12 protein-coding genes, 1 pseudogene and 1 CRISPR repeat array are annotated in these 12,948 nt (G+C 59.9%); of the genes and pseudogenes, 9 read left to right on the top strand and 4 right to left on the bottom strand.

Annotation, left to right across the window (positions count from 1 at the left end; translation table 11 throughout):
* Positions 1–65: 65 nt before the first annotated feature.
* The gene (locus BMZ02_RS09940) at positions 66–491 is read right to left on the bottom strand and encodes an OsmC family protein (RefSeq protein WP_091643027.1); all 426 of its coding nucleotides are present in this window, start codon (positions 489–491) and stop codon (positions 66–68) included.
* Positions 492–632: 141 nt separating this feature from the next.
* Between BMZ02_RS09940 and BMZ02_RS09935 the strand changes: the two genes are divergently transcribed.
* Together BMZ02_RS09935 and BMZ02_RS18830 are read left to right on the top strand one after the other, a co-directional pair.
* On the top strand, positions 633–1,223 hold the full coding sequence (locus tag BMZ02_RS09935; RefSeq protein WP_091643024.1) for a DUF2931 family protein: 591 nt from the start codon (positions 633–635) through the stop codon (positions 1,221–1,223).
* Positions 1,224–1,287: 64 nt separating this feature from the next.
* Entirely contained in the window at positions 1,288–1,485 is a 198-nt protein-coding gene (locus BMZ02_RS18830; RefSeq protein WP_139209193.1) for a hypothetical protein, read from the top strand.
* A gap of 146 nt (positions 1,486–1,631) precedes the next feature.
* Here the strand turns inward: BMZ02_RS18830 and BMZ02_RS09930 are convergent, their stop codons facing one another.
* Together BMZ02_RS09930 and BMZ02_RS09925 are read right to left on the bottom strand one after the other, a co-directional pair.
* Positions 1,632–2,048, bottom strand: coding sequence for an Hsp20/alpha crystallin family protein (locus BMZ02_RS09930; RefSeq protein ID WP_216110802.1), 417 nt, complete (start codon positions 2,046–2,048; stop codon positions 1,632–1,634).
* A 20-nt stretch (positions 2,049–2,068) separates the two neighbouring features.
* On the bottom strand, positions 2,069–2,518 hold the full coding sequence (locus BMZ02_RS09925) for an Hsp20/alpha crystallin family protein (RefSeq protein ID WP_091643022.1): 450 nt from the start codon (positions 2,516–2,518) through the stop codon (positions 2,069–2,071).
* Positions 2,519–2,788: 270 nt separating this feature from the next.
* On the opposite strand from BMZ02_RS09925, the gene BMZ02_RS09920 reads away from it, so the two are divergent.
* From BMZ02_RS09920 to cas6f, 7 genes are all read left to right on the top strand, one after another.
* A complete protein-coding gene (locus BMZ02_RS09920) occupies positions 2,789–3,748 on the top strand; it encodes a helix-turn-helix transcriptional regulator (protein WP_091643019.1) in 960 nt (319 codons plus the stop codon).
* Positions 3,749–3,849: 101 nt separating this feature from the next.
* Entirely contained in the window at positions 3,850–4,827 is a 978-nt protein-coding gene (gene cas1f / locus BMZ02_RS09915) for a type I-F CRISPR-associated endonuclease Cas1f (RefSeq protein WP_091643016.1), read from the top strand.
* Positions 4,824–8,147, top strand: a complete 3,324-nt coding sequence (cas3f, locus tag BMZ02_RS09910; RefSeq protein WP_091643013.1) for a type I-F CRISPR-associated helicase Cas3f — start codon at positions 4,824–4,826, stop codon at positions 8,145–8,147. The genes cas1f and cas3f overlap by 4 nt, the downstream gene beginning before the upstream one ends.
* Before the next feature lie 41 nt (positions 8,148–8,188).
* Positions 8,189–9,562, top strand: a complete 1,374-nt coding sequence (gene csy1 / locus BMZ02_RS09905; RefSeq protein ID WP_091643009.1) for a type I-F CRISPR-associated protein Csy1 — start codon at positions 8,189–8,191, stop codon at positions 9,560–9,562.
* Positions 9,555–10,541, top strand: a complete 987-nt coding sequence (gene csy2 / locus BMZ02_RS09900; protein WP_091643006.1) for a type I-F CRISPR-associated protein Csy2 — start codon at positions 9,555–9,557, stop codon at positions 10,539–10,541. Before csy1 ends, csy2 begins: the two co-directional genes overlap by 8 nt.
* Positions 10,542–10,559: 18 nt before the next feature.
* The gene (csy3, locus tag BMZ02_RS09895; RefSeq protein ID WP_091643003.1) at positions 10,560–11,600 is read left to right on the top strand and encodes a type I-F CRISPR-associated protein Csy3; all 1,041 of its coding nucleotides are present in this window, start codon (positions 10,560–10,562) and stop codon (positions 11,598–11,600) included.
* 4 nt (positions 11,601–11,604) lie between these two features.
* On the top strand, positions 11,605–12,171 hold the full coding sequence (cas6f, locus tag BMZ02_RS09890; RefSeq protein ID WP_091644021.1) for a type I-F CRISPR-associated endoribonuclease Cas6/Csy4: 567 nt from the start codon (positions 11,605–11,607) through the stop codon (positions 12,169–12,171).
* Positions 12,172–12,300: 129 nt separating this feature from the next.
* Positions 12,301–12,568: direct repeats of the CRISPR family, unit length 28 nt; unit sequence GTTCGCTGCCGCGTAGGCAGCTCAGAAA.
* A gap of 118 nt (positions 12,569–12,686) precedes the next feature.
* Here cas6f and BMZ02_RS09885 read toward each other — a convergent pair.
* A pseudogene (locus BMZ02_RS09885) lies at positions 12,687–12,948 on the bottom strand (integrase core domain-containing protein); the annotation flags it as partial.

Raw genomic sequence — 12,948 nt, 5'->3', positions numbered from 1 at the left:
TTGCCGGAGTGCACGCGTGGACCTGAAGGTCCACCCTACCGCCTACGGCCACGGCTATGGCGCGATCACCCCTCCAGGGTCGCGTCCATGGTGATCTCGGCATTCAACAGCTTGGAGATCGGGCACCCCGCCTTGGCGTTGTTCGCCGCCTTGTCGAACGCCGCCTGGTCCGCGCCCGGCACCTTGGCCTTGACCGTCAAATGCACCTTGGTCACGGCGAAGCCGCCGTCCACCTTGTCCAGTGTTACGTCCGCCGTGGTGCGGATGCTGTCGGGCGTAAGGCCGGATTCCCCCAGCTGTCCGGACAGGGCCATGGAGAAACAACCCGCATGGGCCGCACCGATCAGCTCCTCCGGGTTGCTGCCCTTCTCGTCCTCGAATCGCGTGCCGAAGCCATAGGCCACATTGGCCAGCGCACCGCTCTCGGTGGAGACAACACCCTTGCCCTGTTTCAGGTCACCTTTCCATTCCGCGTTCGCACTGCGTTTCATGGCTCGCTCCTTCGCTGTTGCTTTCTGAAAGCGTAGTTCGTTGAGGGCAGGTGTGTTGCGTCACCGGATGCTCTCGGGTGGCGCAACCGCATCCACACCGTTACGCTGACTGTGATGCGCAGTTAGCAACAAGGAAGGCACATGACATCGGGCAAGGACTGCTCTCCGCTCCCGCGCAGACACTCAGTGCGGCTGGTTCTCACCACCATCCTCGTAACGGCCGGTGTGATCGCTATTGCCTTCACGGCCCTCGGCCGTACCCCCTGGAGTGGCGCCAGTTCGCTGGACGCGTACACCATCGCCTATTCGGCTCATGAAGGAGAGGCTCTTCTTGTCTTACGCACCGAACTGAACGAGGACACGCGAATCCCTGGTGGCGGTATCGCCTGTTGCTGGGAGGAAGCAGGAAGCCTAATCGCTATATCCGACCAGCCGATGCCCAGCTCCGTACAAGTTACCTGGAGCGACGAGGACACCGGATCGATCTACCGTGCAGAGACAGAGTTGCCGGACGACCTGACAGCAAAGGCCGCCAAGCTACCGGGCTACGAACACGAAATTTTCGGCCAAGAGGCGGGACACCCCTATCTGATCATCGGTCTCGATACCGAGGGCAAGATGGTGATCTGGCTGTCCAACAGGCGAAGCGCTATCCACACCGAGGGCCGTATCCTGGATGTGGTCGCCGAGGCGCAGGGCGAGCGGATCGAAGAGCACGAAGTACACCCTTGACACCTGATGCAGGGAGCCGCGTCAGGTCGAGGTCCAGCCAGAACATTGAACAAGGAGGTTTCTCATGGCGTCGCCAAACGAATGGCTTCGGATGATGGAGCGACAGGGACTGATGGACGACATTCGCCTGTTCCGTCGTCTGAACCCTCCGGAATCAGACAGTACCCGCATCGACCAACTGCCTTACTCGGTTCGCAGCGCCCTGGAGAACTGGCGACAGTGGTACGTGGTGAGCCGGGAACACGCCAAGTGGTGGACCTGAAGGTCCACCCTACGGTGGCTTTGGCGACAAAGTCTGATGCAGGTGTAGGGTGGACCTTCAGGTCCACCATGAACGGAACGATTCGATCAGCGCAAAAAAAGACCGCGCCCGAAGCGCGGTCTGGAGATGGCGATCCGCTGGCAGGCTCAGGCTGCCTGGATCTCGATCTTCCGCCGCCGGTGGGCGTCCTGCTTGGGCAGGCGGATGGTCAGCACCCCGTCCTTGATGGTCGCCTGGGCGTTGCCGGCGTCGATATCGTCCCCCAGCGTGAAGCGGCGGACATACCGACTGGCGCGGACTTCGGCAAACAGCGGCGAAACGTTCTCGTCCATGTTCACCGTGATCCGCCCTTCGACTTCCAGCACCTTGTTGCCCACTTCCAGGTGTAACGTGTCCTTCGTGACTCCGGGCATATCCGCCACCAGGAACAGGGCATCATCTTCCTCGTAGATCTCCACCGGCGGTACCAGGCCCCGCTCGCCGTTCTGGCGGGCGGCCTGCTGCACGATGGCGTCCTGCTGTTTCTCAACCTGCTGATTGCGTGCTTTTTCCATCTCGGTCATGGCAATCACCTCCCCTGTCATTACGCAGCCTGAATCTCGATCCGCCGCGGGCGCTGCTCGGCCGCCTTCTCGAGGCGGACACTCAGCACGCCGTCCTGCATCTGCGCCTGAACCTTGTCGGCGTCGATGCCTTCCGGCAGCCGCACCGCGCGGCTGAACTCGCCCGTGAAGCGCTCGCGCCGATAGTAGGTGCGGCCCTGCGCCTCGTCATCCGCCTTGCGCTGGCCGTGGATGAAGAGCGTGTTGTTCTCGATCGTCAGTTCCAGGTCGTCCTTGTTCATGCCCGGGGCGAAGACGTAGACGTTCACCGCCTCGTCCGTCTCCCCGACGTTGACGTAGGGGAATGCACCCCGCGGCGCCGACCGCAGGTCACTGGAACCGAAATCGCCGAACGTTTCATCCATCAGCCGCAGCGCGCGGCTCAGCTCGTTGAAAACAGGTACATCAAACCGTGCCAGATCACCGAACATGTCCCATCACCTCCGTGAGTTAAGCGACCCGTTCGTTAACACTTGTTGACCCCGGGAAGGGCCGATACGACCACCTCCCGGCTAGTGTTCTAGATAGGGGCTGCAGGATGATTTTCAAGGGGCGGAAGAGATAAAAATCGCCGGTTGTCAGGTTGTTGGAGAGTCGACACGAGCATACCGAAAAGGTCTTCCTGAATGCACGTTTGAGAACCGGCAGCGGGACGGGTACGGTCAAAAGGGGAAGGAAGAATAATAACGGCGGGATCATCATTGACACGCTTTGAACGGCTCGTGCGCATCCATCAGCGACTGAGGCAGGCCCGCCATCCGGTGCCCATGCGGGCGTTCGTGGATGAGCTGGAGGTCGCGCGGACGACGATCACCCGTGACTTCGCCTATCTCCGCGACATCCTGGGTGCGCCGCTGGTCTACAGCGCCGAGGCCAACGGCCACCACTACGACCCCGATGCGCCGACCTTCGAGCTTCCCGGGCTCTGGCTGAACCAGTCCGAACTCTATGCACTCCTTGCCATGGAGCAGCTGCTGGAATCGATGCAACCAGGGTTGCTCGCCCCGCACATCGGGCCGCTGAAATCTCGCGTGCGCCGACTCCTGAGCGAAGGCGGACACGACGCGGAGACCGTGAGCCGGCGGATCGCCGTGCTCACCGCCGGGCAGCGCGAGACAGACAGCGACATCTTCTCCACCGTTGCCGAGGCTACCCTGACAGGCCAGTGCCTGTTCATCCAGTATCACGGCCGTGCGCGGGATGCCCGCAGCCAGCGCCGCATCCATCCACAACGGCTGACCAACTACCGCAACAACTGGTACCTCGTCGCCTACTGCGAGCAGGCCGAGGCCCTACGCCTGTTTTCTCTGGACCGGATTCGCACCGCCGAGAATCAGGACACTCCGGCACATGCCCTGGACGACCGCGCCGTCGACCGCACCATCGCAAGCACCTACGGTATTTTCTCCGGAACCGCCACCGCCTGGGCCGTCCTTCGGTTCACCCCCGAAGCCGCCCGTTGGGCGGCAGAGGAACGCTGGCATCCGGACCAGATTGGCCACTGGACGGCCGATCACTATGAGCTCCAGGTTCCCTATTCCGACCCGACTGAACTGGTCATGGAGATCCTGCGCTATGGGCCGGACGTGGAAGCCATTGCCCCGGACGAGATCCGGGACACTGTCGCCCGCCGGCTGCGGGAGGCGGCGGGAAAGTACTGATAATTCAGACAGTGGTGCAGTGAGGGAGGCAGTGGGGGTGTAACCATGCGGATAGTCATGGGAATAGTGCAGTGCTGGAGCCATAAACCCGGAGATACAGCATGGATGACCTGTCGCCGAGCGATCTGAAAACGATCCTCCATTCCAAGCGCGCGAACATCTACTACCTGCAGCACTGCAGGGTTCTGGTTAATGGCGGACGCGTTGAGTACGTCACCGATGAAGGTAAGCAATCGCTTTACTGGAATATCCCTATCGCCAATACCACGACCATACTGCTCGGGACTGGAACATCTGTAACGCAGGCAGCCATGCGCGAGCTGGCGAAAGCGGGCGTATTGGTTGGGTTCTGCGGAGGAGGTGGGACTCCGCTTTTCTCGGCAAACGAAGTGGATGTGGAAGTCGCCTGGTTCAGCCCGCAAAGCGAGTATCGTCCAACGGAGTACCTGCAACGATGGGTTGCGTTCTGGTTCGATGAGGAGGCTCGCCTCCGCGCAGCCAAAGCGTTCCAGCTCGCGCGGATCTCGCGCATCGAGTGGAACTGGACCGAGAACCGTGCGCTAAGAGAGAACGGATTCGGCATTGACCCGCACTCGCTGCGCGAAGCCCTGGACAAGAGCCGCAAGGCGATTGACGAGGTACCGGGCACGACAGATCTGCTGACCGAAGAAGCACGACTGACCAAGACGCTGTTCCGCATGGCCGCCAAGTCGGTGGCTTATGGTGATTTTACGCGGGCCAAGCGAGGCACCGGAACCGACCCTGCCAACCGTTTCCTGGACCACGGCAACTATCTCGCTTACGGGCTGGCGGCAACTGCGACCTGGGTTCTCGGAATCCCGCACGGTCTAGCGGTACTGCATGGCAAGACGCGCCGAGGCGGGCTGGTTTTCGACGTTGCCGACCTGGTAAAGGACGCAGTGATCCTGCCCCAGGCCTTCCTGTCCGCCATGCGCGGTGACGAAGAACAGGAATTCCGCCAATCGTGTATCGACAGCCTCACACGGACAGAATCGCTCGATTTCATGATCGATACCATCAAATACATCGCGAATGACCTGTCCGAGGCTCGATCATGAACGTGCTGCTCGTATCCCAGTGCAACAAAAACGCGCTTACCGAGACGCGCCGCATTCTTGACCAGTTTGCGGAACGGCGCGGAGATCGCACCTGGCAGACCCCGATAACCGAGGCAGGGCTGGACACTCTCCGGCGGATGTTACGGAAGACCGCACGCAAGAATACGGCGGTGGCGTGCCACTGGATTCGGGGTCGGGATCACAGCGAGCTGCTGTGGATCGTCGGAGATGCCAAACGATTCAACCAGCAGGGGGCTATCCCCACCAATACCAGCTCCCGGGACGTTCTGCGGCGGGGAGATGAGAACGACTGGCGCACTGGCGAGGACATTCGGCTGCTCTCGGGGCTGACGGCCCTGTTTCATGACCTGGGTAAATCCATGGAGGCATTCCAGCTTCGGCTGCAAGGTAAGCTGGAGGGCAGGAACCTCTATAGGCACGAGTGGGTGTCACTGCGCCTGTTTCTGTCCTTTGTTGGTGACAGTGATGATGCGACATGGTTGAACCGTTTGGCGAGTGGGGCCGGCGGCGACACAGCGAACTGGCTTAACGGTCTACAGCGCGACGGAGTCGATGCCGGTGTGCGGCCACCTTTCTCTGACCTCCCGCCATTGGCTTCAGCGGTTGCCTGGCTGATTCTTACGCACCACAGATTGCCGTTGATGCCGGGCGACGGACAGACGCGCCCGGCATTTCAAGCGGAGCGCCTACGCGATCTTCCCGGCATCATCTCCGCCGACTGGAACGAGGTTGCCGATTCACGGAATCGAGAGCAGGCCCCCCTGTATTGGCGGTTCAAAGAGGGCCTCCCGGTGGCAACAGATGGATGGCAGGCCCGTGTGCGTTACTTCGCTCAGCGCCTGCTCGATCGGCTGCCGTATCGCGAGAGTGGCTGGCTGGACGATCCCTACGTCATGCACCTGTCCCGGCTCAGCGTGATGCTGGCAGATCATCATTACTCCAGCCTGGACGACAGACGCCACCGGGTCCGGGGCAACGCCGGATATCCCTTGTTCGCCAACACGGTTCGCAACACCGGACAGCTCAACCAGCCCTTGGACGAGCATCTGCTGGGCGTTGAAAGGCACGCCACCGCTGTAGTGAGAGCATTGCCGAGCCTTCACAGCCACCTACCCAGGCTGGCGCGCCACAAGGGCTTTCGTAAGCGCAGCGACCACCGGCGGTTCCGTTGGCAGGATCGCGCCTATGACATGGCGCAGTCCCTGCGCGAGCGCAGCGAGGAACAAGGATTCTTCGGCATCAACATGGCATCTACCGGGTGCGGCAAAACGCTCGCAAACGGCCGGATTCTCTACGCTCTGGCGAATCCCCAGCGCGGAGCACGATTCGTTATCGCCCTGGGGTTGCGCACATTGACCCTGCAGACCGGAAAGGCCTATCGCGAACGGCTCAACCTCGGTGAGGACGAGCTCGCCGTCAGAGTGGGCGGCGGCGCAAGCCGAGCCTTGTTCGAACACTACGAAGAGGAAGCGGACAAGAGCGGCTCTGAATCACGACAGAACCTCATCGAAGACGATACGCATGTGGTTTTCGACGGCAATATGGAAAGCCACCCCGTGTTAAGGCGGCTTGGTGATGACCCGCGTGCAAGGGCATTGATTGCCGCTCCCATCCTTCTGTGCACCGTCGATCACCTGATGCCCGCCACGGAGAGCACCCGTGGAGGGGACCAGATCGTACCCATGCTACGCATGATGAGCAGTGATCTTGTGCTGGACGAAATCGACGACTTCGACATCAATGACTTGCCCGCGTTGACGCGACTGGTCCACTGGGCGGGACTATTGGGCTCTCGGGTACTCCTCTCGTCCGCCACACTGCCACCGGCCTTGGTGCGCGGGCTGTACGATGCCTATCGCGATGGTCGGGAGCAGTATCAACGCAATCGTGGACAACCTGGCCTCCCTGTCGACATCTGCTGTGCCTGGTTCGACGAACATGATCGCCAACACGAAAACTGCCCGGCGGGTGAGCAGTTCGCGGCAGCACACCATCGGTTCGCGAAACGACGCCATCAGCGCCTTGCAGAGGGTGTCGTACGCCGCCGTGCAGAGGTCGCTTCCATGGAAGGGCTTGGCAAGACGGCAGCAGAGACACGACAAGGTTTGGCTGAACGGGTTCTAGCGCACGCATCGACGCTGCATGCGCGTCACCATAGCGTTGACCCTCACACCCACAAACGCGTGAGCTTCGGCTTAGTACGGATGGCAAACATCGAACCGCTGATAGATGTTGCTCGCGCCCTCTTCCAACTCGGCGCCCCGGCCGGGATACGGATTCACCTGTGTGTTTATCATTCCCGCTATCCGCTACTGATTCGGTCAGCCATTGAGCAACGCCTAGACCGCGCGCTTGATCGCAGGGACGAGTCGGCCGTGTTCGACCTCCCGGAGGTCCAGAGCGCGCTGCAGACCACTCACGAAGCGGATCAGGTTTTCATCGTTCTCGGCTCCCCGGTCACCGAGGTCGGACGCGATCACGACTACGACTGGGCGGTCGTCGAGCCGTCGTCCATGCGCTCCATCATTCAGCTCGCGGGCCGCGTGCGTCGCCATCGTGACGATGCGTGTACCGCACCGAACGTCGTCCTGCTCGATACCAACCTCAAGCACCTGGAGAACCCCGGGAGGCCGGCCTTCCAAAGGCCCGGCTTTGAGACCACCGGTGACTGGATGCTCAACAGCCACTCGCTGACGCACTTGCTGGAAACAGACCAGTGGCAAGCGATCGACGCCCGCCCTCGAATCGTGGAGCGCGAGAACCTACAACCACTGGACAGCATCGTGGATCTCGAGCACGCGCGTTTGAGATGTGCGCTGGTCGCACCACCCCCGAAAACACTGAGCAAACGCGAGCAGCGAGCGATGCAAACGCCACCGCCGCCCCGCTTGGGTGCCTACACCTGGTATGCGATGCCACAGGTGCAGCTCACCGGGGTTATGCAGCAGTGTCAGCCCTTCCGCCAACAGACGGCCCCGGAAGTGGAACTTGCACTGCTGCCGGACGAAGGCGGAGAGACCTGGACTCTCCATCAGATTCATGACGGTTCGCGGCGCGGCGAGTTGCTCTACGTTCCAGTCGAGCAAAGCAAACTGCAACGCATCGATGTACTGAACACCCTCGGTGAACGCATCCAGCCCTGGGGAGAAGAAGACTACATGGATGCCCTGGCGGTACTGGCCGACACCATGGATCTTCCGCTAGACGACGCTGCCAAGAGGTTCGGCACAGCGACCGTTCCGGATAACGACAGTGGATGGGGCTTCCATCCCATCCTCGGATTTTGCGCAAGACATTGAGCTTAAGACGTAACGTCGGCTCATCGAGAACAGGAGGTAGCATGGGCGATTCAGACGAGGTAGTTAACCTCCGCACACTGATTGCAGGATTCGTGTTGAGCCTGTCGCAAACCGGAGGCGGCAACGAGGAAGAACCAACCAAAGACGCCCAACCACCTTTAGGTAAAGACGATTTAGACAAGTGGATTAGTGATGCAGCATCGCGAGTAGAATCCTCAATGCGAGGAGGCAATCCGATAAAACTCGCCACTCATACGATCAAGGCAATCCATCCCGATGCGAAAGGAGCCAACCTTTTCGTAACGCTGCCCCGCTGTACTCCTCCATACGTGAGCAGTGCCGTGCTGCGCGAGGACCTATCTGTCGATGTGGTTGGTAACGCTGCGTACAAGCTCAAGCAATACAAGTTTCTTCTACTAAGAACAGACAAGGGCGAAAGGGTCATCGATTTGGTCTTAAGGAGGGATCCGAAACTTGCCATTGCGCTTGGCGGAAACACGGAAACCGGAGAAAAGCTTCTTGAAGTTTTCGAGAACGTGGCACTCCCTCGGCACGAGTCAAGCCCCAAGGTAAAGCAACTCTACTGGCTCGTGGGCCAGGACCCCATCGACGACGATGAATACCATCTGCTCGCACCTCTCTACGCAACCTCATTAGCTCACCGGGTTTTTCAGGCCATCAACCACGATCGCTTCAGTGAAGAGGCCAAGGAAGCACGCAAGGCCGGTCGCGAGGGGCGTTACGCGGAAACCGGCTACCGCGACTATCCTGGCCTCGCCGTCCAGAAGTTCGGGGGCACCAAACCGCAGAACATCTCGCAGCTCAATAGCGAGCGTGGTGGTAACAACTACCTTCTAGCCTCGCTGCCTCCCCGATGGGTCAGCTCGGATGTCAGGGCTCCCCTGAATGTGACCTCCTCCTTTCAGCGATTTGGCCAACGCCCATCGGTACGCCAACTCGTGCGGGAACTACGACGTTTCCTCGAGTCCGATCCATCTGCCACCTACGAAACCCGTGATAAACGCGATGATCTCAACGCCGCGCTGATGGACGAACTGATGTTGTTCAGCATGGAACTGCTTAGCCTTCCCCCTGGATGGAGTGCGGAAGAGAACTGTCGCCTTCCGGACGAGGAACAACTTTGGCTGGATCCTGGCCGAGCAGAAATCGACGACGCTTTTCGACAGAGACGCCAGGATACCGATTGGCCTCTGGAAATCAGGCGCCGCTTTGCGCTCTGGTTGAACCAGGCCCTGGGACGCAAATTACCGTTGGGCGATGTCGAGCACGAACACTGGTCGCAAGCATTAAGGACAGATGCCTCGTTCAGTCGTGAAATGGATCGGGACCAACGCTGGATGACGTCACTGGCACGTGAATTGGATGCCTGGCAGGGAGGGCTGGCTTATGAATGAAGTCCACAACCTGCTGGTGCTGCCACGAATCCGCGTGCAGAACGCCAATGCCATCTCCAGCCCCATGACTTGGGGTTTCCCCGCCATGAGTGCCTTCGTCGGCTTGATGCATGCGTTGGAGCGGAAGCTGGCAGCTCGGGAGGTACCGTTACTCTTCGATAACGTTGGCGTGATCTGTCATGACTTTGAAGTCCAGGCATCGGACACGGGTTACGTACAAGCCTTCCATCTCACGCGAAACCCTGTCGATAAACATGGGGATACCGCGGCGATCGTCGAGGAAGGGCGCGTCCACCTGGACATCACCCTGGTTTTCGCGGTTCGCGGCGATGCCTGCGCCGGAACGCAGAGCCAACTGCATGAGATGGCAAAGGACGTCTCCGACACCCTTGCCACCATGCGGGTCGCCGGAGGCAGCGTGACCCCTTCTTCACCAGGAAGAGGAGCGAGAACCCAGCCAAGGTTGCTTCCTCTGGACGAGGATGATGAGACCCGGCACAAGCAGTTCCGAAAGCTCTGCCTCAGCTGCCTTCCCGGGTTTGCGCTCGTCGCGCGAGACGACCTGTTGGCTGAGCATTTGGAGACCATGCAGCGTTCCTCTCCGGATGCCACCGCACTGGATGCCTGGCTTGATCTCTCACGCCGCAATCACGACTGCCGGCAGGAAACGTCCACTGATTCCGTCGGCAACACCAAAGAAGAGGTGCACTGGGAGATCCGGCGACCGGATGGCTGGATCGTCCCGATCCCCATTGGCTATGCGGCACTGACTGACCTCTTCGGGCCAGGCAAGGTATCCAATACCCGCGATAACACGACGCCGTTTCGCTTCGTGGAAAGCATCTACTCCGTGGGGCAATGGGTGAGCCCGCATCGACTGAGGCATCCCGCGGACCTGCTCTGGTATCCGGACAACGCCCCGGACGAAGGGCTATATCGCCTCAAGAACGACTACAGCAAGCGCCACACGAACAAATGACCAGGAAGGAGTTACACCATGGCCAAGAACGATGCCCTAAAGACCGCCTCCGTGCTCGCCTTCGAGCGTAAACTCGACCCGTCCGATGCACTTCTCTATGCGGGATCCTGGGACGAACGAGACCAAGTGGACACATGGGAGCCAATTGGTATTCGCGAAAAATCGGTACGCGGGACCATCTCGAACCGCCTTAAGACGAAGGAACAGGACCCCGCCAAACTCGATGCGGCGATTGAAAATCCCAACCTCCAGACTGTCGATGTAGCCGCTTTGCCAGCCAGTGCCGACACACTGGCCGTACGTTTTTCGCTACGGGTTCTCGGTGGCGCTGGCATTCCCTCTGCGTGCAACAATGCCGATTACCAGGACAAACTCAAAAACGCAGTCACACAGTACATTGAGACCAACGGATTCGAGACACTCGCACGGCGTTATGCGCACAACCTGGCCAACGGTCGCTTCCTGTGGCGTAACCGAATCGGAGCTGAACAGGTTGAGGTTCAGGTCAGGTTGCTTGAGCAGGGAACCGTATCCGAAGCATGGACGTTCGACGCGTTGACGCTGTCTCTAAAGGATTTCGAGGCCACCGACGCAGTTCGTTCCTCCCTGGATGCTGTAACAGAGCGAATCGTGGAGGGGTTGAGTGGTGAGCGTCCCGTGCTTCTTGAAGTGGTTGCCTTCACCCGGATTGGACCCGGCCAGGAAGTGTTCCCATCCCAGGAGCTGATTCTGGATCGTGGCCGTGGGGACAAGAGCAAAACGCTTTACAGTGTTGGCGACATTGCGGGCATTCATTCCCAGAAGCTGGGTAACGCAATCAGAACAGTGGATACCTGGTACCCGCAGGCCGAGGGTGGCGACGACCTCGGGCCGATCGCGGTGGAGCCTTACGGCTCTGTGACCACCCAAGGTAAAGCCTATCGGCAGCCAAAGCAGAAGGCGGACTTCTACTCCCTGCTTGATAACTGGATGATCAAGGATCAGGAGCCCTCGACGGAACAACAACATTTCGTCATGGCCACACTGATTCGTGGCGGCGTCTTCGGCGAAGCGGGGTGACGCCATGGATCGCTATGTCGACATCCAATTGCGTCCGGATCCGGATTTCTCGCCACCGATGTTAATGGGGGCGCTATTCAGCAAACTCCACCGCGCCCTCGTTGCGCTTGGGGCCGATGACATCGGTGTTAGCTTTCCCTCGTACACCAAGAGCCCGAGAGGGCTCGGCGACAAACTGCGGTTACACGGAACCATTCAAGCGTTGAGCCAATTGATGGAGAAAGGCTGGTTGAGCGGCATGTACGATCACGTCGCGGTAACGGGGATCGAATCGGTCCCTGATCAGGACGTTCGCTACAGACTCGTACGCCGACGGCAGCCCAAGACCAATGCCGAGCGACTGCGCCGTCGGCGCGCCAAGCGTCACGGAGAATCGCTTGAGCAGGCACGGGCCCATATTCCGGATTCCGTCGAACGAGCAACCGACCTGCCATTCGTTACGGTACGAAGTCTGAGTACGGGCGAGCGATTCAGCCTATTCATCGAGCACGGCGAACTTTGGAACAGCCCGCAGCCAGGCGCTTTCAACCGCTATGGTCTGAGCCAGGACGCAACGATCCCCTGGTTTTGACCCTTTTTTTGGGCGCCAAGAAAACAAACCGAAAATCAGAAACATGGAGCGCCACCCCAAGGTTGGGTTGGCGCTCCGCTTCTTAACCATGCTCTTTAACAATCAGGGCCTTAGTTGAGGTACGCTCTAGTTCGCTGCCGCGTAGGCAGCTCAGAAATACCTGCAGCGCTACACCCTGCTGGCTGCCACGTTCGCTGCCGCGTAGGCAGCTCAGAAACGACTCGGCATGACCCGTCGTTCCTCGGACCGGTTCGCTGCCGCGTAGGCAGCTCAGAAAGCGACGTTCTGGAACCGCAAGCGCATCTACGTGTTCGCTGCCGCGTAGGCAGCTCAGAAAACGACAGCCACGCATTTGCCTTGCGGCCCGGCGTTCGCTGCCGCGTAGGCAGCTCAGAAATGGACGTCGCACGACCGCCAGCGCTCTGAGGTGGACCCAATCAGTTGGACAACCTGATGGTGTCCCTAAGCTATGATCCGGTTGTTTCCCTGGCTCAGGCTGCCAAGGATATGGATTGCCCGTAGTACACCTCATCGGGCGTTTGGTAATCAAGGGTTTGGTGGTACCGGGTCTGATTGTAATGCCGGAAGTACCGGTGGAGCGCCTGCTTCAAGTGTCGGCCATCCTCGAAGGCAGTGAGGTAGACGCACTCGTGTTTGACGCTGCGCCAGAGCCGTTCCACGAAGATGTTGTCATGGTAGCAGCCCTTGCCGTCCATACTGATCCGGATGCCATACTCTTTGAGAACGCTTGTGAAGGCCTCGCTGGTGAACTGGACA

The organism is Aquisalimonas asiatica (assembly GCF_900110585.1).
GTDB classification, from domain to species: domain Bacteria; phylum Pseudomonadota; class Gammaproteobacteria; order Nitrococcales; family Aquisalimonadaceae; genus Aquisalimonas; species Aquisalimonas asiatica.
The sequence above is the reverse complement of the archived record's forward strand: the minus strand, read 5'-3'. Positions and strand labels throughout refer to the sequence as shown.

Excerpts from the sequence above, each read along its gene's own strand:
- BMZ02_RS09940 (WP_091643027.1), bottom strand. The coding sequence starts at position 491 with ATGAAACGCAGTGCGAACGCGGAATGGAAAGGTGACCTGAAACAGGGC.
- BMZ02_RS09935 (WP_091643024.1), top strand. The coding sequence starts at position 633 with ATGACATCGGGCAAGGACTGCTCTCCGCTCCCGCGCAGACACTCAGTG.
- BMZ02_RS18830 (WP_139209193.1), top strand. The coding sequence starts at position 1,288 with ATGGCGTCGCCAAACGAATGGCTTCGGATGATGGAGCGACAGGGACTG.
- BMZ02_RS09930 (WP_216110802.1), bottom strand. The coding sequence starts at position 2,048 with ATGACCGAGATGGAAAAAGCACGCAATCAGCAGGTTGAGAAACAGCAG.
- BMZ02_RS09925 (WP_091643022.1), bottom strand. The coding sequence starts at position 2,518 with ATGTTCGGTGATCTGGCACGGTTTGATGTACCTGTTTTCAACGAGCTG.
- cas1f (WP_091643016.1), top strand. The coding sequence starts at position 3,850 with ATGGATGACCTGTCGCCGAGCGATCTGAAAACGATCCTCCATTCCAAG.
- cas3f (WP_091643013.1), top strand. The coding sequence starts at position 4,824 with ATGAACGTGCTGCTCGTATCCCAGTGCAACAAAAACGCGCTTACCGAG.
- csy1 (WP_091643009.1), top strand. The coding sequence starts at position 8,189 with ATGGGCGATTCAGACGAGGTAGTTAACCTCCGCACACTGATTGCAGGA.
- csy2 (WP_091643006.1), top strand. The coding sequence starts at position 9,555 with ATGAATGAAGTCCACAACCTGCTGGTGCTGCCACGAATCCGCGTGCAG.
- csy3 (WP_091643003.1), top strand. The coding sequence starts at position 10,560 with ATGGCCAAGAACGATGCCCTAAAGACCGCCTCCGTGCTCGCCTTCGAG.
- cas6f (WP_091644021.1), top strand. The coding sequence starts at position 11,605 with ATGGATCGCTATGTCGACATCCAATTGCGTCCGGATCCGGATTTCTCG.